General features: G+C 65.2%; 19 protein-coding genes. 11 read left to right on the forward strand and 8 right to left on the reverse strand.

Features of this window, described 5'->3' with window-relative positions; genetic code table 11:
* The first annotated feature begins 21 nt into the window (after window positions 1-21).
* From gudD to garD, 3 genes are all read left to right on the forward strand, one after another.
* Window positions 22-1,359, forward strand: a complete 1,338-nt coding sequence (gene gudD / locus AB7532_RS24430) for a glucarate dehydratase (RefSeq protein ID WP_441237242.1) — start codon at window positions 22-24, stop codon at window positions 1,357-1,359.
* An 85-nt stretch (window positions 1,360-1,444) separates the two neighbouring features.
* Window positions 1,445-2,893, forward strand: a complete 1,449-nt coding sequence (locus tag AB7532_RS24435) for an aldehyde dehydrogenase family protein (protein WP_441237243.1) — start codon at window positions 1,445-1,447, stop codon at window positions 2,891-2,893.
* Window positions 2,894-3,012: 119 nt separating this feature from the next.
* On the forward strand, window positions 3,013-4,554 hold the full coding sequence (gene garD, locus AB7532_RS24440) for a galactarate dehydratase (protein WP_441237244.1): 1,542 nt from the start codon (window positions 3,013-3,015) through the stop codon (window positions 4,552-4,554).
* A 3-nt stretch (window positions 4,555-4,557) separates the two neighbouring features.
* Here garD and AB7532_RS24445 read toward each other — a convergent pair whose 3' ends face one another.
* Together AB7532_RS24445 and AB7532_RS24450 are read right to left on the reverse strand one after the other, a co-directional pair.
* Window positions 4,558-5,298, reverse strand: coding sequence for a hypothetical protein (locus tag AB7532_RS24445; RefSeq protein ID WP_441237245.1), 741 nt, complete (start codon window positions 5,296-5,298; stop codon window positions 4,558-4,560).
* 3 nt (window positions 5,299-5,301) lie between these two features.
* A complete protein-coding gene (locus tag AB7532_RS24450; protein ID WP_441237246.1) occupies window positions 5,302-6,195 on the reverse strand; it encodes a MipA/OmpV family protein in 894 nt (297 codons plus the stop codon).
* Window positions 6,196-6,523: 328 nt separating this feature from the next.
* Between AB7532_RS24450 and AB7532_RS24455 the strand changes: the two genes are divergently transcribed.
* The 4 genes from AB7532_RS24455 (at window position 6,524) to AB7532_RS24470 (ending at window position 11,477) form a co-directional block, all read left to right on the forward strand.
* Window positions 6,524-7,204 carry a response regulator transcription factor gene (locus tag AB7532_RS24455; protein WP_441237247.1) on the forward strand — a complete coding sequence of 227 codons (681 nt, stop codon included), beginning with the start codon at window positions 6,524-6,526 and terminating at the stop codon, window positions 7,202-7,204.
* Complete coding sequence (locus tag AB7532_RS24460; protein ID WP_441237248.1) at window positions 7,201-8,565, forward strand: sensor histidine kinase; 1,365 nt, start codon at window positions 7,201-7,203, stop codon at window positions 8,563-8,565. The genes AB7532_RS24455 and AB7532_RS24460 overlap by 4 nt, the downstream gene beginning before the upstream one ends.
* A gap of 191 nt (window positions 8,566-8,756) precedes the next feature.
* A complete protein-coding gene (locus tag AB7532_RS24465) occupies window positions 8,757-9,026 on the forward strand; it encodes a hypothetical protein (protein WP_441237249.1) in 270 nt (89 codons plus the stop codon).
* Window positions 9,027-9,218: 192 nt separating this feature from the next.
* On the forward strand, window positions 9,219-11,477 hold the full coding sequence (locus AB7532_RS24470) for a TonB-dependent siderophore receptor (RefSeq protein WP_441237250.1): 2,259 nt from the start codon (window positions 9,219-9,221) through the stop codon (window positions 11,475-11,477).
* Window positions 11,478-11,486: 9 nt separating this feature from the next.
* Here the strand turns inward: AB7532_RS24470 and AB7532_RS24475 are convergent, their stop codons facing one another.
* A complete protein-coding gene (locus AB7532_RS24475; protein ID WP_441237251.1) occupies window positions 11,487-11,843 on the reverse strand; it encodes a hypothetical protein in 357 nt (118 codons plus the stop codon).
* 353 nt (window positions 11,844-12,196) lie between these two features.
* Here AB7532_RS24475 and AB7532_RS24480 point away from each other — a divergent pair, with 353 nt between their 5' ends.
* Entirely contained in the window at window positions 12,197-13,336 is a 1,140-nt protein-coding gene (locus AB7532_RS24480; RefSeq protein ID WP_441237252.1) for a hypothetical protein, read from the forward strand.
* Between the two features lie 240 nt (window positions 13,337-13,576).
* Here the strand turns inward: AB7532_RS24480 and AB7532_RS24485 are convergent, their stop codons facing one another.
* Both AB7532_RS24485 and AB7532_RS24490 read right to left on the reverse strand, forming a co-directional pair.
* Window positions 13,577-14,188 (reverse strand): DUF2147 domain-containing protein, encoded by a 612-nt coding sequence (locus AB7532_RS24485; protein WP_441237253.1) that lies wholly within the window; start codon window positions 14,186-14,188, stop codon window positions 13,577-13,579.
* 107 nt (window positions 14,189-14,295) lie between these two features.
* Window positions 14,296-15,324, reverse strand: a complete 1,029-nt coding sequence (locus AB7532_RS24490; RefSeq protein ID WP_441237254.1) for an NAD(P)/FAD-dependent oxidoreductase — start codon at window positions 15,322-15,324, stop codon at window positions 14,296-14,298.
* Between the two features lie 182 nt (window positions 15,325-15,506).
* Between AB7532_RS24490 and AB7532_RS24495 the strand changes: the two genes are divergently transcribed.
* On the forward strand, window positions 15,507-15,977 hold the full coding sequence (locus AB7532_RS24495; RefSeq protein ID WP_441237255.1) for an acyl-CoA thioesterase: 471 nt from the start codon (window positions 15,507-15,509) through the stop codon (window positions 15,975-15,977).
* A gap of 18 nt (window positions 15,978-15,995) precedes the next feature.
* Here AB7532_RS24495 and AB7532_RS24500 read toward each other — a convergent pair whose 3' ends face one another.
* Both AB7532_RS24500 and AB7532_RS24505 read right to left on the reverse strand, forming a co-directional pair.
* A complete protein-coding gene (locus AB7532_RS24500) occupies window positions 15,996-16,316 on the reverse strand; it encodes a 2Fe-2S iron-sulfur cluster-binding protein (RefSeq protein ID WP_415022865.1) in 321 nt (106 codons plus the stop codon).
* A 168-nt stretch (window positions 16,317-16,484) separates the two neighbouring features.
* A complete protein-coding gene (locus tag AB7532_RS24505) occupies window positions 16,485-16,859 on the reverse strand; it encodes an Hpt domain-containing protein (RefSeq protein ID WP_441237256.1) in 375 nt (124 codons plus the stop codon).
* Window positions 16,860-17,259: 400 nt separating this feature from the next.
* On the opposite strand from AB7532_RS24505, the gene AB7532_RS24510 reads away from it, so the two are divergent.
* Window positions 17,260-22,974, forward strand: coding sequence for a negative regulator of septation ring formation (locus AB7532_RS24510; protein ID WP_441237257.1), 5,715 nt, complete (start codon window positions 17,260-17,262; stop codon window positions 22,972-22,974).
* Window positions 22,975-23,069: 95 nt separating this feature from the next.
* The gene (locus AB7532_RS24515; RefSeq protein ID WP_441237258.1) at window positions 23,070-23,498 is read left to right on the forward strand and encodes a DUF4279 domain-containing protein; all 429 of its coding nucleotides are present in this window, start codon (window positions 23,070-23,072) and stop codon (window positions 23,496-23,498) included.
* A 10-nt stretch (window positions 23,499-23,508) separates the two neighbouring features.
* On the opposite strand, the gene AB7532_RS24520 is transcribed toward AB7532_RS24515, so the two are convergent.
* Window positions 23,509-24,378 (reverse strand): MlaD family protein, encoded by an 870-nt coding sequence (locus AB7532_RS24520; protein WP_441237259.1) that lies wholly within the window; start codon window positions 24,376-24,378, stop codon window positions 23,509-23,511.
* Window positions 24,379-24,391: the final 13 nt, after the last annotated feature.

The following is a 24,391-nucleotide window of genomic DNA, read 5'->3' on the forward strand; positions in this document are numbered from 1 at the left end:
GGCAACAGGGAGGAGCAGCTGATGGTCGAAGTCACCGGAGCACCAATCGTCACGTCGATGCAGGTGATCCCGGTCGCGGGCCGCGACAGCATGCTCCTCAATCTGAGCGGCGCGCACGCGCCGTTCTTCACCCGCAACATCGTCATCCTCACCGACAATTCCGGCCACACCGGCCTCGGTGAGGTGCCGGGCGGGCAAAAGATCTGGCAGACGCTTCAGGACGCCCGCGATCTCGTGATCGGCAAGACCGTCGGCGCGATGAACAACATTCTGGCCGACGTCCGCACCGCGTTCGCCGATCGCGACGCCGGCGGCCGCGGCAAGCAGACTTTTGATCTACGCGTGATGATCCACGCGGTCACGGCGATCGAGTCTGCGCTGCTCGATTTGCTCGGCCAGCATCTCAACCTGCCCGTCGCCGCACTGCTCGGCGAAGGTCAGCAGCGCAAGAGCGTCGAGACGCTCGGCTATCTCTTCTTCGTCGGCGACCGGCGGAAGAGCAAGCTCGACTACGTCAAGGGCGAGACCGGCAAACCTGACTGGTTCAACCTCCGCCATCAGGAGGCGATGACGCCCGAGACGGTGGTGCGCCTCGCCGAGGCGACGCATGACCATTACGGCTTCGCCGACTTCAAGCTCAAAGGCGGCGTGCTGCGCGGCGAGCAGGAGATCGAGGCCGTCACGGCCATCGCAAAACGCTTCCCTGACGCGCGCGTCACGCTGGACCCGAACGGCGCCTGGTCGCTCGATGAAGCCATCGGCCTCTGCAAGGACATGCACGGCATCCTCGCCTATGCCGAGGACCCCTGCGGCGCGGAAGGCGGCTTCTCCGGCCGCGAGATCATGGCCGAGTTCCGCCGCGCCACGGGGCTGCCGACCGCGACCAACATGATCGCGACCGACTGGCGCCAACTGTCCCACGCATTGCGCCTCGGCGCGGTGGACATTCCGCTGGCCGATCCCCATTTCTGGACCATGCAAGGCTCGGTCCGCGTCGCCCAAACCTGCCGCGACAACGGCCTGACCTGGGGCTCACACTCCAACAACCATTTCGACATCTCGCTCGCCATGTTCACCCATGTCGGCGCCGCCGCCCCCGGCAAGGTCACCGCGATCGACACGCACTGGATCTGGCAGGACGGCCAGGCGCTCACCAAGGAGCCGCTCCTGATCAAGGGCGGCAAGATCGCGGTGCCGGAGCGTCCGGGCCTCGGCATCGAGATCGACCGCGCCGCCATCGAGGCTGCGCATGAGCTCTACAAGAAGCATGGACTTGGCGCCCGTGATGACGCTATGGCCATGCAGGACCTGATCCCCGGCTGGACGTTTGACGACAAGCGCCCCTGCCTCGTGCGGTAAGACGTGATCCCGGAAAAGTGGACACCGGTTTTCCGGTCAGGATCACGTCAAAACCAGAACTAAACCTTCCTCGGAGGAAAAAGAGATGACTGCGATCCTGAAGAACTTCATCGGCGGCGAATGGGTCGATGGCTCCGGCGTCACCAAGAACATCAACCCCTCCAACACCAACGATCTCGTCGGCGAATACGCCAAGGCCGACAAGGCGCAGACCGAGAAGGCGATCGCGGCCGCGAAAGCCGCCTTCCCCGCCTGGGCGCAGTCGACGCCGCAGGTGCGCTATGACGCTCTGAACAAGATTTCGCTCGAGATTATCGCCCGCAAGGAAGAACTTGGCCGCTTGCTCGCCCGCGAGGAAGGCAAGACGCTCCCCGAGGGCATCGGCGAGGTGGCGCGTGCCGGCCAGATCTTCGCATTCTTTGCCGGCGAGGCGCTGCGCCTGATCGGCGAGAAGGGTGCGTCCGTGCGTCCCGGCCTCGATGTCGAGCTCACCCGTGAGCCGGTCGGCGTCATCGGCATGATCACGCCGTGGAATTTCCCGATCGCGATCCCGGCCTGGAAGATCGCACCCGCGCTCTGCTACGGCAACACCGTGGTGTTCAAGCCCGCCGAGCTGGTACCGGGCTCGGCGCATGCGCTGTCCGAGATCATCACCCGCTCCGGCATTCCCGCCGGCGTCTTCAACCTCGTGGTCGGCTCCGGCTCCGTCGTCGGCCAGACGTTGCTCGATCATCCGGATGTCGCCGCGATCTCCTTCACCGGCTCGGTGCAGACCGGCCGCAAGATCGCGCAGGCCTGCGTGCTGTCGAACCCGATGAAGAAATTCCAGCTCGAAATGGGCGGCAAGAACCCGCTGGTCGTGCTCGACGACGCCGACCTCAAGACCGCCGTCGAGGTCGCCGTCAACGGCGCCTATTTCTCGACTGGCCAGCGCTGCACCGCCTCGTCCCGCCTGATCGTGACCGAGGGCATCCACGACCGCTTCGTCGCGGCGGTGGCCGAGCGCCTGAACGGCCTGTCGGTGGATGACGCGCTCAAGGCCGGCGTGCATATCGGCCCCGTCGTCGACCAGAGCCAGCTCGACCAGGACCTGCGCTACATCAAGATCGGTCAGGACGAAGGCGCCAAGCTCGCCTTCGGCGGCGAGCTGCTCAAGCGCGAGACGCCCGGCCACTACCTCGCACCGGCGCTGTTCACCGAAGCCAACAACAACATGCGCATCGCGCGTGAGGAAATCTTCGGCCCCGTCGCCGCCGTGATCCGCGCCAAAAACTATGAGGAAGCGCTGGCGATCTCCAACGACACCGAATTCGGCCTCGCCTCCGGCATCTGCACCTCCAGCCTGAAATACGCCTCGCACTACAAGCGCAACAGCGAGTCCGGCATGGTCATGGTCAATCTGCCGACCGCCGGCGTCGACTATCACGTTCCGTTCGGCGGCCGGAAGGGCTCGAGCTACGGCGCCCGCGAGCAGGGCTCCTATGCACGCGAGTTCTACACGACGGTGAAGACGGCCTATACCTTCCCCGGCTAACCACGGGGAGGACATCGTAGGGTGGGTTAGCGCAGCGTAACCCACCCTTCTGCTTCCCAGGATAGAGACCTTGGCGGGTTACGCTGCGCTAACCCACCCTACAAATCCGGAGTCCTTTCATGGACCAGGACGTCGCAGCGAAAGAACAGCCCCGCTACATCAAGCTCAACGAGCGCGACAATGTCGCGATCGTCGTCAATGATTTCGGGCTTCCCGCCGGCTCGCGCTTCGCCAGCGGGCTGACGCTGCGCGCCTTCGTGCCGCAGGGGCACAAGACGGCGCTGGTCGATATCGCGCAGGATGCTCCGATCATCCGCTACGGCGAGGTGATCGGCCACGCGCTTGCGCCGATCCTGGCCGGCGAATGGGTCGATGAGGCCCGCATCCGCATGCCGGAGGCCCCTGCCCTCGACAAACTCGAAATCTCCACCGCCGTCCCCGCACCATTGCCGCCGCTCGAAGGCTTCACGTTCGAGGGCTTTCGCAACACCGACGGCTCGGTCGGCACGAAAAACATTCTGGGCATCTCCTCCTCCGTGCAATGCGTCAAGGGCACGATGGAATACGCAGTCAAGCGCATCCGCGCCGAGCTGCTGCCGAAATACCCGAACGTCGACGATGTCGTGCCGCTGACGCATGCCTATGGCTGCGGCGTCGCCATCAACGCGCCCGATGCGGTGGTGCCGATCCGCACCCTGCAAAACATCGCGCAGAACCCGAATTTCGGCGGCGAGATTCTGGTCATTAGCTTGGGATGCGAAAAGCTCGCGCCGGAGCGGCTGGTGCCGGAAGGCGTCAGTGATGCCATCGTGCGGATGCAGGACGAAGCCTTCGACGGCTTCGGCGCGATCGTCGATGCGATCATGACGCAGGCCGAGGCGCGGCTGAAGATCCTCAACAGGCGAACCCGCGAGACCTGCCCGGCCGCCGATCTCGTGATCGGCCTGCAATGCGGCGGCAGCGACGCCTTCTCCGGCGTCACCGCCAACCCGGCCCTCGGCTTCGCCGCGGACCTGCTGGTGCGCGCCGGCGCCACCGTGATGTTCTCTGAGGTCACCGAGGTACGCGACGCCATCCAGCTGCTCACCCGCCGCGCCATCAACGAGGACGTCGGCCGCGCGCTGGTGCGCGAGATGGCCTGGTACGATTCCTATCTGGCCCGCGGCGGCGCCGACCGCAGCGCCAACACCACGCCCGGCAACAAGAAGGGCGGCCTCGCCAACATCGTCGAGAAGTCATTAGGCTCGATCGTGAAGTCGGGCTCGTCCGCCATCACCGGCGTGCTTTCGCCCGGCGAGAGAGCGACGCAGAAGGGCATGCTGTTCGCGGCAACGCCGGCAAGCGACTTCATCTGCGGCACGCTCCAGCTTGCTTCCGGCATGACCTTGCAAGTGTTCACCACCGGCCGCGGCACACCCTACGGTCTCGCGGCCGCGCCCGTCATCAAGGTCGCCACCCGCACCGAGCTTGCCCGGCGCTGGAAGGACCTGATCGACGTCGATGCGGGCGGCATCGCCACCGGCGAGAAGACCATCGAGGAAACCGGCTGGGACCTGTTCCGCCTGATCCTCGATGTCGCCAGCGGCCGCACCAAACCGTGGTCGGACCGGTGGGGCATCCACAACGATCTCACGCTGTTCAATCCGGCGCCGGTGACCTGAGGGTCACTGGCTCTCAATCAAGTGCATGTCGCCCAGCGTGACCGGCAGGCTGCGCGTGATCAGATCCACGATCGCCGCACGCAGCCGCTCACTCGACGCCGGACCTTCGAACGATGCGTCGATCGGCCCGCTCGGCCCGGCGAGCCGCATGGTCCCGGTATTGTCGAGCGGCGCAGCCACCCGCTTCTCGATCACGTCGAACGACTTTCCGTCGATGACGCGAACTTCGTAGAGCGCGTGGATCAGGCCATAGTCTGCAAGCAGCGTGCGATATTGGGCGAGCCCGACGCCTTCGACCATGCGGCCGTTCCCCAGCTTCGACTTCGCGCGGGTGATGACAACATAAGCGTCCAGCCCCTGCGGCGCGACATCGCTGCGGACCAGCTCCTTGAACGGATCGCTGCGCAGGAGATTGACGGGCGCAACCGCGGAATCCCTGATCGCGGCGAACGCGGCGCGCCTGTAGCTCACGGCCTGTACGCGAAAGTGCCCGCTCAAGAGCTTTGTCGCCTGCTGGACGATCAACTCGTCCAGGCCCCAGGCACTGATCGAAACACTCTGTCCGTCATTGCCGAGGCGGATCAGGCCGGCTTGCGACAGGCTCAACTCCTCGCCGATGGCGGAAACGATTCCGACGGTCTTGATCGCCTGGATCCGCGTCGCGCGCGTTTCGAATGCCGCGGCAGCGCCGAGAACGGCGCAAGCAATCGCGCAGGCGAGGCATAGGATAATTCTGCGGCGCATGGCCTATCGGATCCTGAAGTCGAAGGAATAGGACGCGCCGATGCCGACGGTGGTCTGATTCGACGAGCCCCGCAGCTTTACCAGCGGACTGTCGGCGACGTCGCCGAGCAGCTTCTCGTATTCGACATAGGCATGGACCTCCCATTTCGGATCGATGCGGTAGGAGATCTGGCTGCCGAAGCCCACCGAATGCGCACCGCCCCTGGCATCGTAGGTCGGCAAGCCCGACGCCGCCGCCTGCACGGCGTCGACGCCGAAATACGGCGCTGTCGCCTTGGTGCTTTTCCAGGTGAAGCGCGGACCGGCCGAGATCGTGAGCCGCTGGATCAGCGGCACGATGACGTCGGCGGAGACGTCGGCGACCGTGCCGGTATGGCCGCCCATGCCTTGGCGCAATTCGCTGCGCAGGCGTAGCCAGTCGACCGGAAAATATTCGACGAAGCCGCCGAGCTCGTATGCGGCCTTGACGTCGCCAAGGCCGGTCAGCTCGGAATATTTGTCGCTCTTGCGTGACGAGACGTATTTGAACGCCGGCCCCGCGCGAAAATTGCCGACGTCGAGCAGCGCGATGCTGGCGCTGTCGCGCGGCCCGCGAAACTGGTCGAGCGATCCGGCGCGGCGGATGGTGAAGATCGGAATCGGGAGCAACTTCCCGTTCTTTGACCCGACGAAATCCGGCGTGTATTCGCCGCCGATGCCGACCGTGACGGTCCAGTTGCCGGACGGTGAAGGCAGCATCGGCACGTCGAACGGCGGCGCCGGCAGCGTGAACGCGGTCTGTGCGCGTGCGGATTGAGGGATCGTCATGACCGCGCCAAGTGCGGCGAGGACAGCGGTCGCCAAGGTCTTCCGCGTGCTCGCCGCGGGGTCGAAAGCGGCTTCGTCAAAATGCTTCATTTACAGGGCCCCGGACCGGCCGTGCTGGCCTGGTCTCTACGTGTGGTTAGGAGCCACAGCATGTGGTCCGGCAAAATTGCCCCAAGATTGCAGGACGCAGGCTCCGCCCCAATCCATTCCCCCCCGTGCGCCCGCGGCACGCGCCACAGGACCAACATTGCCCAAACATTGCAGGGCCGTGCTCATGCCCGGAAACTTCGGCCGACGGGCCTTTCCGCGCTCGCGTTCCTGCCTTTTATTCGCCTCGCTCGCTGCCTTAATGGGAACCCTGCGCACGAGCTGTCACGCTCGGGGGTTTGTTGCCCGGCAGAGTCAAGGACGACCCCGCGTGCGTTCCCTCGTGATCGAAGACGAACCGCAGATCGGCGCCTATGTCAGCCGCCTGCTCGGGCAATTGCACGGTGTCGTCGACCTCGTCGGCTCGGTTGCCGATGCCCGTCAGGCGCTGGACAACTTCAAATACGACCTCGCGATCGTCGACCGGATGCTGCCTGACGGAGACGCGCTCCAGGTGGTCATGGCGCTGAGCCAATCGCCGGAGCGCCCTGCGATCATCATGCTGACATCCAAGGACGCCAAGGAGGACGTCGTCGATGGCCTCAACGCCGGCGCCGACGATTATCTCGGCAAACCTTTCGAGCCGCAGGAGCTGATCGCGCGGGTGCGCGCCGTATTGCGGCGCCCGCGGCTACTCGCACCCTCGGTGCTGTCGCTCGGCAATGTCGAGCTACATCTCGGCAGCAACGAGGCGGTGGTTGCCGACACGAAAATCCTGCTGCGACGGCGCGAGGCATTGATCCTCGCAGCGCTGCTGATGCGGCGCGACCGCGTCATCACCCGCGCCGCGCTGATCGAGGAAATCTACGGCTTCGACGACGAGATCGAATCCAACACGCTGGAGGCGCAGGTGTCGCGCCTCCGGAAGAAGCTGACCGAGCTCGGCGGCGATGTCGAGATCCGCAGCATGCGCGGCATCGGCTACATCCTGCGGCTGGCGACGCCGCGATGAGGTCGATTGCCCGGACCTTTGCGATCTCGCTCGGCATCGCCGCGACGACGATCTTCCTGATCATGCTGGGTATCTTCATCTGGCGGTACCCGACCGAGGAGCGCGAGTTCAGAGCTTGCCGGGTTGTGGCTGCCGTTCTGGATCGTGCCACGGTGATCGAAGGGCAAAACCTGACGGTGCGCTCAACTCCCGGACTCGAGGAGCTGAAAGCGGATAGCCCGAACCTCTGGTACGTCGTATCAGCGGGTGGCTTCATCAGCGAGTACGGCAGCGAACGCCGGCCGGCCCTTCCTTTCGCGTTTCCCTATCACGGCCCCATCGGCTCTTCCGTCTTCAACACGCTCGACCAGAAGAGCACTTTCTGCCTCGCTGTCGTGCAACGGGGTTCGTTGCAGCTCGCGATGATGGTCGGCGAGCCTCAGGTTCGATTTGGGCGGATTGCGAGAAACTTCCTCGTCCGCAGCATTTTCTCAATCGTGCTGCTGGCGCTCGCCTTTGCCGCCACCGTCGCGATCGGCTCGGCGCTCGCCGCACGGTTCGTCTCGCGCGGCATCGAACGGGTTGCGCGCCGCGCGCTCGCGATCGACCCTTCCGCCCCGCAAGGCCTGATATCCCTGTCCGAGGTCCCATACGAGCTGAAGCCGCTGGTCGAAGCGCTCAACCGCGCCTTCGCCGAGATCGACGCCTATATCAAAATGCAGCGGCGCTTTCTCGGCAATGCCGCCCATCAGCTCCGCACGCCGCTGACGCTGCTGCGCGCCAAGATCGACGACGTGCCCGAGCCGGCCCTGAAGGCCGAACTGGTGCGGGACGTCCGCCGCCTCACCTCGCTGGTCTCCGCCATGCTCGATCTGGCGCGGCTGCAAAATCATGCGATCGAGAAACGGCCGATCGATCTTGCCGAGATCACGCTGGACGTGCTGGCCGATTTCGGTCCATCGGCGCTGGACGCCGGTATCGAGTTTGCGCTGGAGAGCGCCCAGGAAGGTCCGTTCCTGGTGCAAGGCGTGGACGCCGCCGTACGCAGCGCGCTTGCCAATCTCGTCGGCAACGCAATCATCCACGCCCATGGCGCGCGACGCATCGTCGCGACGCTCAGCCGCGGCAACATCTCGATCGACGATGACGGCGCGGGCCTGCCCGATGGCGCGGAGCACCGGCTGCTCGAGCCGTTCCAGACCGGCAACGGCGCGGGCGACGGCGCCGGCCTCGGCCTGTCGATCGTCCGTGAGATCATGGCCGCCCACGGTGGCGAGCTCGTCATCTCCTCCGTACCCGGTCGCGGCACGACGATGAACCTGCGCTTTCCCGAGGCGAGCGCGACGACCAAAGCTGCGCAGCTCGATCTGCAAGCACATTAACGAGGCGCCTTGGCCTTGTCGTGAAACCGTCCGGAAACATTGGCGCGAAAAACGTCTCACCTGTTTCGTCCTGTCGCATCACGCAATCAAATACATCAGCCGGCGACGGTCGAATGTTCGTACACGAGCGAACCTGTCGCGGCGCTGCGGCGACCAAACCTCCGATTGAGACATTCAACGGAGATTTTCCCATGCGCGTTCTTTCAATGATTGCCGTTGCCGGCGCCATGATTGCGGCCTCGACCAATGCATTCGCCAGCGAGCTTCCCTCTTACGAAATGCAGTCGTTTCCGATCTCGGCGACGCAAGTTCAGGTGCTCGGCGGCGCGGGCGTCGAAGAGCAGTCGACCGCCCCCGCGATGATCGTCGCGGAAATGCCCGCCTCGCCTGCGCAGGTCTCGGTGCTGTCGCCGCGCGTCAAGCGCCTCGCGAGTGCGAACGCTACGAGCGAGCAGCGTTGATCGGCGCTGCGCAAGGCACACTACGTCATGCTCTCATTCACGCATCCACGCGCCGACATCAATCGGCGCGTGCTCGATTTATATGAATACTAATTCTAAATTCGACGATTGAGGGACGCTGCGTCCCTCCTGCACTTCAAGCGCTCCATCGCGCTTGTTAGTCGTCGCCCGTCGCAAATGACGGGGGCGTGAATGACAAACCATCTGAGGACGACGGCGAAGTTGATCGGCGGCGCCCTGCCGCTGTTGGCAGGCCTGATGGACGCAGCGCCGGCCGAAGCGCAATCATCATCGCGGGAGCTGCCTCCCGTCGTCGTCGAGCAATCGTCGTCGCGGCCGACACCGCGTGCACGCCCGGCCCGCTCAAGACAGGCCGCGCAGGCCGCAAACCGTCGTCGTCAGGCCGAGCGCGCGCCGTCTAACGTAGACGCTGCGGCAGCCGGCGCGGGCACTGCTGCGGAAACCGCGACGGGACCGGTCCGGGGCTATGTCGCAACCCGCAGCGGCACCGGCACCAAGACCGACACCCCGCTGCGCGAGACGCCGCAATCGATCAGCGTGGTGACTGCGGATCGCGTCACGGACCAGGGTGCGACCACTGTGCAGGAGGCGCTGCGCTACGTGCCGGGCGTATTCGCCGACGCCTACGGCGCGGACTCGCGCGGCGACTATCCGCGCATCCGCGGCCAGGACCCGAACATCTATCTCGACGGCACCAGGGTCGTGAACACCTGGAATTTCAATGAATGGCGGCCGGAGCCCTACACGCTGGAGCGGATCGAGGTCCTGCGCGGCCCCTCGTCGGTGCTCTACGGCGACACTTCGACCGCCGGCCTGTTAAACCTGATCTCGAAACGTCCGCAGGCCGAATCCGCCAACGAGATCGGCGTGCAATATGGCAGCTTCAACCGCAAGCAGGTGCAGCTCGATTCCACGGGCAAGCTCACCAAGGACGGCGAGTGGCTCTACCGCTTCGTCGGCGTGTTCCGCGACAGCAACATGCAGACCGACTACGTCAAGGACGACCGCATCCTGCTGGCGCCGTCGCTGACCTGGCGCCCGACCAACAACACGAGCTGGACCGTGCTCGGCACCTACCAAAAGGACAAGACCGGCTCTTCCACGGCGTTTCTGCCGCACGAGGGCACGCTCTATCCCGGTCCCAACGGCCTCATTCCGATCAACCGCTTCACCAGCGAGCCCGGCTGGGACCGCTATCAGACCGAGACCGGCGCGGTCTCCAGCCTGTTCGAGCATCGTTTCAGCGATGCCCTGACCGTCAGGCAGAACCTCCGCTATGCGCATGTCGAGGGCATCTATCACGGAATGTATCCGGACGTGTACACGACGCCGGACAATCCGTTCCTGGACGCCGGACGGCGCACGGTGGCGCGCATCGTCTGGGCGCGCGACAGCGTCAAGGACAGTTTGACTTCGGACACCAACGCCGAGCTGAAGTTCGCGACCGGCGCCGTTCAACACAAGACGCTGTTCGGCGTCGACTACCGTGGCTACAAGGAGCGCGCCGCCTCCGGCGGAGGCTACGACTCGACGCCGTTCGATCTCTACGCGCCCGTCTACACTGGCGTCACGCCGCCCGACATGACCGCGGAGCCCGATCTCCGCCAGCGCCAGCTGGGCCTCTACGCCCAGGACCAGTTGCGGCTCGGACCATGGCTCGCGGTCCTCGGCCTGCGCCACGATTACGTCACCAGTGACACACAAGGTTCTCCGGTCGAGCATTACCAGGCGACCACCGGCCGCGCCGCGCTGATGTACGAGCTGCCGTTCGGCGTCACGCCTTACGTCACCTACGCGCAATCATTCAACCCGGTGTTCGGCAGCGGTGTCTGCGCCGCGGGGTCTTGCGCGCCACAACGCGGCGAGATGGTCGAACTCGGCTTCAAGTACAATCCGACGCCCGGCAATGCAGTCAATGGCGCCATCTTCGACACCACCGAAAGGAACCGGCTCGCCAGCGATCCGGACAATCCGCTGCTCTCGATCCAGACCGGCAAGGTCCGCATCCGCGGCGCCGAGCTGGAGGTGCTGACACGCGTCACGCCGGAGCTCGATCTGATCGGCGCCTACACCTATCTCGACGCTCGCGTGGAGAGCGGCGACAATTCCGGCAAGCATGTCGAGACCGTGCCGGATCACCAGGCTTCGCTCTGGGCGAAATACCGCCTCACTCTGCTCGGCCTGCCCGGCGTCACGCTCGGCGGCGGCGTGCGCTACATCGGTCAGTCCTGGGATGGCACCGACACCATCCGCACGCCCGACTACACCCTGTTCGATGCGATGGTTCGTTACGACAACGGCCCCTGGCGGCTTCAGGTCAACGCCAGCAATCTCTTCGACAAGCGCCATCTCACCACGTGCCTGGCGCGCGGCGATTGCTTCCTCGGCATCGGCCGCACGGTGCTCGGCAGCGTGACGTACAAATTCTAGCTACGAGCTCTACGTCATGCTGCCCGGCATGAAGCAGCGCACACGGGGATGGCCGTCGATATAGTGCTTCCACACCATGGTGCGGCCGATCTTGTTCGGCTCGGTGATGACGGCGCCGTCGGGCACGGCGACCCATTCGTTGTCGATCTGCACGCGGTAGTGGCCCTTGTCGGATTCCCAGTCGGCATCGGCCACAACATAGCCATCGGCATCCGTGCAGCATTGCCCGTACTCGCTGTGCAGGCTCTCGAACCAGGGCTTCAGCGGCGAATTGGCGTAGCGCCCGTCGTCGCGTGCCAGCGCCGATGTCGCCAGAAACGCCGTCAGCCCCAGCAGCGCCGCCACGCATAATCTTCCAGATCGCATATCGTGTTCCCGCGGATCGAAGTCATCCTTGCAGGGGACACACATGCCGCCCGCGCTCCGCGCACGGGGACGCGCGCGACGCCGGCGACTCGTTCCCCAGCTGCTTTGCGACAGCTATGCAAATCGGGCGCCAGCACGCATTCCGGGGAATTACTGGCGCAAGGTGCCACCTTCGTCGGGTGCACGCCTCGCCTGCGCGAAGCGCCGACACACCTCCGCGGTTGTTTCTGAGGCTTTCCTTGTTGCATCAGGACGTGTACCAAGCTGCCGCGGACGCTAACCGCATCGTTTAACCGACTGTTTCGAATGGAAAAATTGGGTGAAGGCGTGATCGGCGTTGGACCGTCAGCGCTATGAGTTCGAAGGACCTGCTTCCCAGCCAGCAGGAGCAGACGGACTCGCCCGCAAACCAGGTGCAGTTTGCGCTGGTGATTTCGCGCATGCTCGACACGGTGAGAGAAGACCCGGAAGCCAGGCGGCAGATGGTCTACGATCTTGCCCGCTACAAGCTCCAGGAGCAGTTCACTTACGCCGACGCCAAGAACATCGACCAGATGAAGCGGGCGCTCGAGGTCGCGATCGACGAGGTCGAAAAATTCTCGCGTGAGCAGGCGCCGCTGGAGCGTCTGCCGTCCCAACAACTCTTATCCTCAAAGGAGCCCGGCGGTCTTCTGGTATCCGGCGACGCGACCGTTCCACCATCTGGGCTCGGGACGTCCCGCAGCAAGCTGCCGACAAATTCAGGTCCGCTTCTCCCGGTGATCAAACGGACTGCGGCGATCCTGCTTGCCGTTGGCGTCGTCATCCTGATCGTCTCGCAGCGAGACAACATCGCCGCGCTGCGCCGGCAGATTTCGTCGCAGGCCCCGGAGATCGCACAGGTCGCGCCCAGGCCGGAGACGACGATCACGGTCGCCAAGCCGGAAATGGTCCCCCCCGTCCCGCCTCCGCCGACGCGCGTGCTGCCAACCGACTACGGCATCTATGCCTTGATCGACGACAAGTCGCTGGCGGAATTGAACGCGACCGGCGTGATGGCGCCGGACATGCGGATCGCGATTTCGGCGGCATTCAAAAAGCCTGATCGGCCTCGTTTATCCAACGGCCGCGTCAAGTTCATCGTGTTCCGGCGCGATGTCGCAAAGGCAATCCCCGAACGCGTCGAGGTTCGGGTCGTGGCGAAAATCGCCAGGGAATATTCGACCGATGCCGCAGGCAAGACACCGAACGGCGGAGACGATTTCGGGGTCGTCCGCAACATCGCCTATCCGTTCCGGGCGTCCCCGATCCCGGGGACGCCCGAAATGTACGAGCTTCATGCCGGCGATTCAGAGCTTGATCTTCCGCCAGGCTATTACATCCTGAGCATGGGAACGCAGGCCTACTATTTCCAGGTCGACGGCGAGATCACCGACCCCCGGCATTGCCTCGAGCGCGTCGTGAGCACCAGCGGCACCTTCTATGCGCCATGCAAAAAAGCGCAGAAGTATTGAGGTTCTCCGTCCGTCATTGCGAGTGCAGCGACACCCGGGACGAGTGAGGCACGCAAGCACCTCACACTCAACTGTCATCGCCCGACTTGATCGGGCGATCCAGTATTCCAGAGACCGTGCTTGAGCCGAGAAGCTGCGGCGTACTGGATGCCCCGGTCAAGCCGGGGCATGACAGCGGTGTTTGGAGTGACAGCGCTGGAAACGAAGCAACAGCGAGATCGCCGAAGCCGACGAGCAGTCCTACTGCTTCGGCGCCGGCGCCATCATCATGCCGCCGCCCTTCTTCGCGGGCGCGGGCGCCGGCTTCGTCGTCGCGGCGGTCGCCTGCGCGGGCAGATATTTTGCAACGATGGCAGGATCGACCTGGGCGATGTTGGCATCGGGCAGACGCGTCCAGGTTTCGTCCTTGCCGAACAGGGAAATGCCGAGGAAGCCGCGCATGGTCAGGGTCTGGCCATCGGGGCTCACGGTCATCTTGGCTTTCCAGATGTTGCCGTCACGCGGATTGACGACGTTGCCGCCGTCATACTTCAAACCGTCGCGCTTCATGTCGCGGATGAAGGAGAGGCCGAGCACCGGCGCGTTCTTGCGATCGTCGGTGCATTTCGCACAGATCTCGTTCGGGTCGTCGCCGGGCCGCGGAAAAGTTTTCGCGATCACGCCTTCGAAGATGCCGTTGTGGTCGATGAAGAGAAACCACCCCACCGTCTTGCCGTCTTCGACCTTCTGCCAGAGACCTGCGGCGGTCGGCTGCTGCGCCTGCGCGGCAGCCGGCCTCACCGCGCCAAGCGTCAGCGCGAGCGCGAGCGCGAGGAGCGAGAGCAGCCGAAAGCTGGGAAAGAGATTCCGCATTATCATCACCTTGCTAAGCCGCCACTGCAATGGCCGCAGACTACGGCGATTTCGCGAACGGTTCCAGCACCAGAAACATGGGACATGGCCTGCGCGTCCCGACGCCGTCAGTTGACACCGAGCTTCTTTTGCAGGCTGGAGGACGAGGTCGTGTACTGGAACACGAGCCGCTTCTCCGGATAGACGTAACGATGGGCTTTTTGCGACATCAGCGCGCCCTCGTGGAAGCCGCACAGGATCAGCTTGATCTTGCCGGGATAGGTGTTGATGTCGCCGATGGCGAAGATGCCGGGAACGTTGGTCTCGAACGCACTGGTCTCGACCGGCACCAGATTGTTCTCCAGTGCGATGCCCCAGTTCGCGACGGGACCAAGCTTCATGGTCAGTCCGAAGAACGGCAACATGGTGTCGCAGGCAATATCGCTCACATTGTTGTCGTTGCCCTTGATCGTGGCACCGGCGAGCTTGCCATCGGCGCCTGACAGTGCGGTGACCTGGCCGAGCCGCAGATCCATCTTGCCGCCGGCGACCAGCGCGCGCATCTGCTCGACGCTGTGGGGCGCGGCGCGAAAATCGTCGCGACGGTGCAGCAGCGTGATGCGCTTGGCGATCGGATGCAGATTGAGCGTCCAGTCGAGCGCGGAATCGCCGCCGCCGACGATCAGCACGTTCTTGTCGCGGAACGTCTCCATCTTGCGCACGGCGTAGTGCACCGAGGTACCCTCATAGGCTTCGATCCCCGGCACCGGCGGACGCTTGGGCTGGAACGAGCCGCCGCCGGCCGCGATCACCACCACCTTGCATTCGAACACCTTGCCGGCGTCGGTGGTGCAGCGAAAGCCGGGATCGCCGATCTTCTCGACCGTGTCGATCATCTCGCCGAGATGGAAGGTCGGGTGGAACGGCTTGATCTGCTCCATCAGCGCATCGGTGAGGCCCTGCCCCGACACCTGCGGAATGCCGGGAATGTCGTAGATCGGCTTTTCCGGATAGAGCTCGGCGCACTGGCCGCCGACCTTGTCGAGGATGTCGACGAAATGCGCCTTCATGTCGAGAAGGCCAAGCTCGAAAGCGGCGAACAGACCGCAGGGGCCCGCGCCAATAATCAGCACATCGGTTTTGATCACGTCGCTCATGTCGTCTCTTTATCGATGGTTATCGGTTGGACGGCGCCCTTGGGGCAGAGGTGACCCTGCCTGTCTAGCCAACGGGAATGGATCAGGGAAGGCATAAAAGCGGTAGCGCCCCGCAGTCGCACCCACTTGCCGGGTCAGGATAACTGGGCTGTAACGGGATCCGATATGACGGAGATCAATCGGTGAACGCACCAAGCCGCCTCGATACGACGCCGCGCCTTGAGGACTTCCCTTTTCGCCTCGGCGACAACGTCCGCTTCGGCGATCTCGACCCCAACCAGCACGTCAACAACGCGGTCTACGCCACCTATTTCGAGACCGGCCGTGTCACGCTGATGAAGCTTCCCGAATACGGGCTGACCCCACCGGGCCTCGCCTGGATCATGGTGCGGCTCGACATGCATTTCCGCGCCGAGCTGCGTTGGCCGAACACGATCGAGCTCGGCCTCGGCGTCGTGAAGTTCGGACGGACCTCGGTCACGTTCGAGCAGGTCGTGTTTTCGAATGGAACGTGCATCGCCTCGGCGAATTCGGTCGGCGTCCTGCTCGACGAGGCGACGCGCCGGCCGGCACCTCTGACCGCAGAGGTGATCGAGAAATTCAGACCCTGGCACAAGCGCGGCATCGAGGTCGCGCCGCCGAGCGCGTCGTAAGAAAGATCGGCCTGAAGATCAGGCCTGGCGTTCCGGCGTCGCCACGACCAGCCCGTCGAGCTCGTCGGCGACCTTGATCTGGCAGGACAGGCGCGAATTCGGACGCACGTCGAAGCCGAAATCGAGCATGTCTTCTTCCATCGGCGTCGGGCTGCCGACCTTCTCGCGCCAGGCTTCGTCGACATAGACATGGCAGGTTGCGCAGGCACAGGCGCCGCCGCATTCGGCTTCGATGCCGGGAATGCTGTTGCGGATGGCGGCTTCCATCACAGTCGCGCCGTTCTCGATTTCCACCGTGCGGGTTTCGCCCTTGTGGTCGACAAAGTGAATCTTGGCCATGTGTGCTCGTGCTGCCGCGATGTTGGGAATGAAGGAGGGTCCGGGCTGTCCTATAACGGGTCGGTCCGCCCGGCGCCATAGCGTTTTCGAGCCGGGTGGACCCCGGTTCGCGAGCAGAAATCGCGTCAAAACAAACGACTAGACCCTGATTTTGAGCGAGTCAAAACCCTAGTGCTTCAGGATCGTCTCGATGGCGGCGCAGACCTCGGCCACCGCCTCTTTCAGCGCGGTAAAGGCATGCGGCTGGTTGTGGCCGGTCCGGATCGCGGTCTCCATGCTCGCGGCGGCATCCGCCACCGCAAAGGCGCCAATCCCGTGGGCCGAGCCCTTGAGCTTGTGGGCAAGTGCGCCGGCCTCAGTCGGCAGCGCCGCCATGGCCGCGATCAGGCGGACCGCCTGCTCGGCGAACATCGCGAGCAATTCCTGTTCCAGCTCGGCATCGCCAAGGGTCATGCGCGAGAGGTGATCGAGGTCGAGCGGGCTGTCGATCGGTGCAAGCGGGGGCGAAGGCATCCAGTCCATCCGTTGCAGTTCAGGCGTCATGGCGCAGGCCCCGGCTTGGCGCGATGGGCCGCCGGTCCGGCGGTCAGGTTCCGCCACCCAAGCATGAAAATGGTTAACGAAATGTTTGGGCCGTTTTACCTAATTCTGCCGGTTTATTGACGAAAAGTTGCCGCAATCTGGCGAGTCCCGTGGAGAATTACATTTGTTGCTAAGGCGTTACGGCGCGATCCTGTTAACGATGATTAAGATTGTCTTAATCGCAGCCATTTCATTCGCGACGCTCTGCCAATAGGATGTTGCGGAAATTGGCGGACAAGCCGTCCGGGTGGGGACGGCTCGGAAATCCGCGCAAAGCGGCATGTTCCGGTCTGCGGGCTTGCGTAGGTCACACGCAGGGCCCGCGGGGGACGCGTACCAGTAACGAGGGCTCGGACTGATCATGGCGAACACTCCCAAAAAGGTCAAAGACCCCACAGAAGTTGCGCTTTCTGCGATCCAGGAAGCCCTCAACATCAGCGACACGGCCGCGGACACCAGCCGCAACGCCTCGATGCGCAACGAAACCTCGCCTCCGGTGGCGCCGCCGGCTCCCCCGATCTTCGACGAGCCGGGCTTCGAGCCGCGTCCTGCCGCCAACGAACGTGCCGTATTCGACCCGATCGAGGAGCCGCGCAGCTCGCGCCGCGCCGCCAATGACGACCGCGAGACAATCGGCCAGCTGCTCCAGGCGCTTCAGAAGGGCCGCCCCGCCCGCAGCGTCTACACCTTCGCCACCATTTTCGCCGGCGTCTGGCTCGCAGCCTGCGCGGCGCTGACCGTCGGCTTCCTGCCCTCGATCCAGGCCGCCATGGGCCAGAGCGGCGGCGTGCTCGTCATCGCCGGCCTGATCGCGATGTTCTTCGCGCCGATCATGCTGTTCTACTTCCTCGCCAGCCTCGTCTGGCGCGGCCAGGAAATGCGCATGATCGCCCAGGCGATGGCGCAGGTCGCGATCCGCTTCTCCGAGCCGGAAGGCTCGGCCTCCGATTCCATGGTCACGGTCGGCCAGGCCATCCGCCGCGAGGTCGCGGCGATGGGCGACGGCATCGAGCGCGCCATCGCGCGCGCCGGCGAGCTCGAGACGCTGGTCGCCAACGAGGTCGCAGCACTCGAACGCGCCTATTCCGATAACGAAGTGCGCATCCGCGCCCTGCTCCAGGACATCGCGCATCAGCGCGACAATTTGGTCGGCCAGGCCGAGCAGGTCCGCAGCGCCATCTCCGGCGTGCAGATCGATCTGCGCCACGACATCGCGCTGATCTCGGACGCGATCGCCTCGCGCGTCGACGAGGTCGCCAAGTCCATCACCGGCGCGCTGGAAGAGCGCGGCGCCCACATCACCGGTGCGCTGAGCAATGCCGGCGACAACATGATCCTCGCGCTCGGCGAGCGCGGCGGCGACCTGCTGGACCGCCTCGAGGAAGCCAGCAACGAGACCACGCGCGCCGTGCTCGATGCCAGCGAGCGGCTGACCACCAGCCTCAACTTCAAGACCGGCCACGTCCACGACGAGTTCGTCGACCTCGCCGACCGCGTCCACGAGATGCTGAACGAGCGCATCGACCGCATCACCGGCGAGTTCGAGCAGCGTTCGGCTGCGATCGTCGACGGCATCTCCGAGCGCACCGAGCAGGTGCACGACTCGCTGAAGAATTCGTCGGACTCCCTGCTGCTCGAGCTCGAGCTGCGCTCCAACGACCTCTCCGCCAAGATCGACGACGCCGGCAACCGGCTCGCCGGCCACATCATGACGAGCGGCGACAAGGCGAGCGAAGCGCTCGACGCCACCGTCAACACGCTCGTCGCCAAGGTCGTCAGCCAGACGGAGACCGCGCACGACTCGCTGTCGCTCCAGATGAGCGCATTCGACGAGCTGGTGAAGAACCAGGGCACCGAGCTGGTCGAGAAGTTCGCCCGCGACTCCGGCACGCTGGGCGCACTGATCACCCGCCACATCTCCGAGTTCGACCGCACCGTGAAGACGTTCGGCGGCGAGATCGTCGATCGCATGGGCCAGCGCACCCAGGACATCCATGAGTCGCTGAAATCCTATGTCGACAATTTCGACACCCGCTTCACCTCCAACGGCGGCGCGATCACGGCCGTGCTCGACCAGCGTCTGGTGCAGTTCGAAACCACGATCGGCGAACGCGTCAGCAATTTCGACACCTCGCTGAACGGCAAGATCGCCAGCCTCGACGGCACGATCGAAGGCCATATCAAGACCTTCGACGAGCAGCTCGTCGGCCGCGTCAGCGCGCTCGAGCAGTCGTTCGATACCCGTGCGAGGTCGGTGACCGAAACCATCGACGGGCGCCTGAGCACGCTCTCCTCGTCGCTGACCGACGGTGCCGCGCAGGCGATCCAGTCGATCGACTCCCGCCTCACCCACCTCACGACGTCGCTCACCGACGGCGCAGCACAGACCATCGAGACGATCGATGCCCGCCTCAACCACCTGACGTCTTCGCTGACCGATGGCGCCTCGCAGACCATCCACTCGATCGATACCCGCCTGACGCACCTCACGACGACGCTGACGGGCGGCGCGACGCAGGCGCTCGAATCCATCGACTCCCGCCTCACCTACCTGACCACCGCCGTGACCAACGGCGCCTCGCAGGCCGTGCAGTCGATCGACACGCGCCTCACGCTGCTGACCTCGACGCTCACGGACGGCACCGCGCAGGCGATCGAGGCGGTCGATCGCCGCATCACCGGCGTCGCCGATCTCATCGACGGCCGCAGCACGCATCTGACCGACACGGTTACGGCGCGCTTCCAGGACATCCACCAGGCCATCGAGACCAAGGTCGGCTCGGTCGCCAACGACATCGACGTGCGCGTGGCGCAGTTCGAGGACCTGCTCGGCTCGCGTGTCGAAGCCGTCGCCGGCCGCATCGAAAGCAGCGGCCGTCAGGCCAGCGAGGACATGATGTCCCGCGCCGAGATGATCTCGACCGCGATCCGCTCGCATGTCGAGGACGCCGAACGCTCGCTCACCAACCTCGTGGTCAACACCAGCGAGACGATCCAGACCGGTGCGCGTAGCGCCCAGCAGTCGCTGATGACAGTCTCCTCCGACGTCAACGCCCAGCTCAAGATGACCTCCTCCGAGGTCGAGCGTGCGCTGACCGCGGTCGGCACCGGTGCTGCGAACTCGATCCTGACCAGCGCCCGCGAAGCGCAGTCGACCCTGGTCGCTGCGTCCGGCGATGCTTCCAATCAGATCAAGGGGCTGTCGGCCGACGTCGAGCGCACGCTCTCCGCAGCGGGCTCGGCGACCGCAGCCTCGATCCTGGCCGGCGCCCGCGAAGTGCAGACCACGCTGGTCACGGCATCTTCGGACGCGGCCAACCACGTCAAGACGCTCACCGCCGACGTGCAGCGTTCGCTGTCGATGGCCGGCTCCACCACGGCGGAATCGATCACCGCCGGCGCCCGCGATGCGCAGAGCGCGCTGATCGCGGCCTCGACCGAGACTGCCAACCAGATCAAGGCGCTGTCCTCCGACGTGCAGCGCTCGCTCTCGATGGCCGGCACCTCGACGGCCGAGACCATCATGTCCGGCGCCCGCGAAGCCCAGAGCACGCTCGTCAACGCGTCCTCGGATGCGGCGAGCCAGGTCAAGTCGCTCGCGGCCGAAGTGCATCGGTCGCTCTCGCAGGTCGGCCAGTCGACTGCCGAGACGATCACCACCAGCGCCCGCGACGCCCAGAGCACCCTGCTCTCCGTCTCGGCCGAGCAGACCGGCCAGGTCCGTTCGCTGGCGGCCGAGATGCAGCGCGCGCTGGCAACCGCCGGCGGCGCCACCATCGAGGCGCTCACCAGCGGCGTGCGCGAGGCCCAGGGCACGCTGATCACCGCTTCGACCGATGCGGCGAGCCAGATCAAGTCGCTGACCACGGACATCGAGCGCACGCTGACCTCGGTCGGCGCCGACACCGCCTCGACCATCCTCAACAGCGCGCGTGAGGCCCAGACCTCGCTGACCTCGACGTCGGCGGATGCAGCAAGCCAGATCCGCACGATCTCGACCGAGATCGAGCGCGCGCTGAGCACGGCCACGGCGAATGCGACCAACGACATCCAGACCAGCGCGCTCAACGCCCAGAACGCGCTGATCAACGCCTCCAACGAGGCGAGCTCGCGCGTCAAGTCGAGCTCGGCCGACGTCGAGCGCTCGGTGCTCGCCGCCAGCTCCAGCTTCGGCCAGGCCATGACCGGCAAGACCGACGAGATCGTCACCTATGTGCAGCAGCAGTCCGAGCGTCTGTCGAACATGATCGACGCCAAGCGCGGTTCGCTGGTTGACGCAATCGGCTCGAAGACCAGCCAGCTCACGCTCGACATCGACCGCGTCACCTCCGACGCGCTGAAGTCGATCGAGACCCGCGGCCACGCGTTCTCGCAGACCATGATGGGCAACGGCAACGAAGTCGCCCGCACCATCAACGCGGCGAGCGAGATCGCCACCGGCGCGGTCGGCAAGTCGCTCAAGGACCTCGAGCAGGCCTCGCGCACGGCGATCGACCAGTCGCGTCAGGTCTCGATCGCGGCCGTCACCGAGATGCAGGAAACCAGCAAGATCCTGCGCACCGACACGGTCGCCCTGTTCGAGCGCCTGCGTGAAGGCAACATCCTGCTCCAGGAGGTGCTGACCGGTGCGCACGACAACCTCAACTCGCTCGAGCGGGCGCTGGTGACGCGTGTCGCCGACTTCGTCTCGGCGATGAACGACGTCACCTCGCGCAACGGCGCGGCGACGCAGAACCTGGAAGACCAGCTCAACGTCTTCAACTCGAAGACCACGCGGGCGCTCCAGGATCTCGGCGAGCTGTCGACCCAGTTCGACGCCCACGGCAAGGCGCTGGTCGAGGCCGCCCAGGTCGTCGAGCAGAGCAACAAGAACACCACCGCCTCGCTCGCCGAGCGCAAGCTGGCGCTGGAATCGCTCGTTACCACGATCGACCTGCGCACGACTGATCTCGACCAGCGCCTGTCGCGCTTCACCGGCCTGCTCGATGAATCGCTGGCCGCCGCCGAAGAGCGTGCCCGCGACATCGCCCGTGTCGTCGCGGAGACCGCCGGCGCCGGCTCGGCCGCGATCACCCGCCAGTTCGAGGCGGTGCGCGCGGCGTCCGAGGAGGAGCACCGCCAGACCGTCGAGTCCATGCACGACATCTACCGCCAGACCACCGACGAAGCGGATGCGATGTTCAAGCAGTCGACCGAGCGGTTCACCAACCTCGTCTCCAGCATGAAGCAGATGGCGTTCGAGATGCACAACGAGCTCGAAGCCACCCGCAACGAGCTGCGCCGCGGCGTGCTCGAGATGCCCCAGGAGGCCGCCGAGAGCACTGCGCAGATGCGCAAGGTGATCGTCGACCAGATCGAGGCCCTCGCCGAGCTCAACCGCATCGTCGCCCAGCACGGCCGTGGTCTCGACGTCTCGACGACCGGCCGCGCTTCCGTCGCCGTCCAGCGCCAGGAAGAGCCGGTGATGGCCAATGCGGGCGGTCGCGGTACCGAGACCCGCATGCGCGACACCGGCAGCGCCTCCACGCTGCCGCCGCCGGACCTCGGCATGCCGGCCGCCTCGCGCCGCACCGAAGCGCCGCCGGTTGCGCCGTCCAGCAACGACCAGGGCCGTGACGGCTGGCTGTCGGACCTCCTCAACCGCACGGACGCCAACCAGGGCGCTCCGACCGGTCGCGAGGCTCCGCGCGGCCGCGCCGCCCCCGCTCCGCAGCAGCCGCCGGCCCCGCAAGCCAGCAGCAATCCGCTGGAATCGCTGTCGCTCGACATCGGCCGGCTGATGGACCGCAACCTCGCGGCCGAGATGTGGGACCGCTACCAGCGCGGCGAGAACAAGGCCTTCACCAAGCGCCTCTACACGCCCGCCGGCCAGAAGGCCTTCGACGAGGTCGCCCGCAAATACCGCGCCGACCGCAACTTCAAGGGCACGGTCGACCGCTACGTCGCCGAGTTCGAGCGCCTGCTCGACGAAGTCGCCCGCGACGGCCGCGGCCCGCAGGAGCTGCGCAACCACCTGACCTCAGAGACGGGTCTGGTCTACACGCTGCTGGCCCACAGCGCGGGACGGCTGGGGTAAGGCAAAGCTGGCGAGTCGCGAATAGCGAATGAGAAACGGAGCCCTCACGGGCTCCGTTTTTGTTTCACGTTTCACGATGAAAGCGAAATCCGGAGATGAAAGACCAACGGGCCAAGCTCAGCTTGCACATCAAACATCCTGAACGCGACTTAGGCGCCATATGCGACAAACTGGGCCTCGCGCCGAAATTCATCTGGAAGGCAGGCGATCAGCGTCGCACGCCCAGAGGAAACCGCCTCGAGGGAAGTCGGTCCAGCTCCTACTGCACGATCGAGCTCGGACCGACCAGGCGCGTATCCCTGGCCAGGCAAATCGAAACCGCACTCGGTCTGCTCCAGCCACATCGCCGGACGCTTCGGAGATTGTCCTCAACTGGCGGCCGGATCAGCCTGTTTGTTGGTTGGTTCCTTGACGCGGACACGGGCGATGCTCTCGAGCACCACCTCCTCGGTCAGGCAGCCGATCTGCGGGTCGCAATCGATCTCAACGTCTACGTTCCCGAGAGGTTGAAGAAGTCCCGGTGACGGCTACCGGTCACTGCCGCCTCGGCGCCGCCGCCGGCTTCGGCGGCTCCGGTGCCGGAGCCGGCTGCGCGCTGTTGCTGGCGCCGAACAGCACGCGGGTCGGGTTGCGGTCGAAATTGTTCACGGCGCGGCTGATGTCGCCCAGCGTGCGGCGGCCGTCGGTCATCAACGCGCCGGAGCGCTTGTCGAAATCGTCGGCCAGCTCGCGGATCGACTTCACCGCCTGGAACAGCTCGCCGCCGTCCTTGCCGCCGGCGAGCGTGTTGAGACCGAGCATGAGGCTGTCGGCCTTGAGCATCACGCCGTCGACCTTGGCCATCACGCCGTCGATCTTCTCGGAGTTGCGCGCCAGCGAGTTGGTGAAGGTCTCGAGGTTCTTCAGCGAGTTCTTCACCGATTCCTGATTGTCGGCGACGATCTTGTTGATGTTCTGGAGCGTGCCGCGGATGGCCTCGGTGACGTCCTGGAGCTTGTTGGGATCGGCCGTCAGCGTCGGGATGCCGTCCTGGTCCAGCGGCGGCGCCGGAGCCGCCTCCTCGCCGCCCTTGAGCGAGATCGCGGCGACGCCCGTGAGGCCCTGGAATTCGAGGCCGACCAGGGTGTCCTTGCGGATCGGGGCGTTGTTCTCGATCATGGCGAGTGCGACGACCCGCCGCGGGTTGTCCAGCTTCACCGAGACGACTTCGCCCACCCGGATACCGTTGAAATTGACACTGCCGCCGTTGCGCAGGCCCGCCGCCGGCCCCTCGAACACGACGCGCAACGGGCTGCGCTGCTTGGTGGTGTGCAATGACTGGAACCACAGCACAAAGCCGATCGCAGCCGCGATCACCGCCAGCGTGAACGATCCGATCAGTATGTAATTCGCGCGCGTTTCCATCGGTTACTCCGGC

The organism is Bradyrhizobium sp. 930_D9_N1_4 (assembly GCF_052076015.1).
In the GTDB taxonomy this organism is placed as follows: domain Bacteria; phylum Pseudomonadota; class Alphaproteobacteria; order Rhizobiales; family Xanthobacteraceae; genus Bradyrhizobium.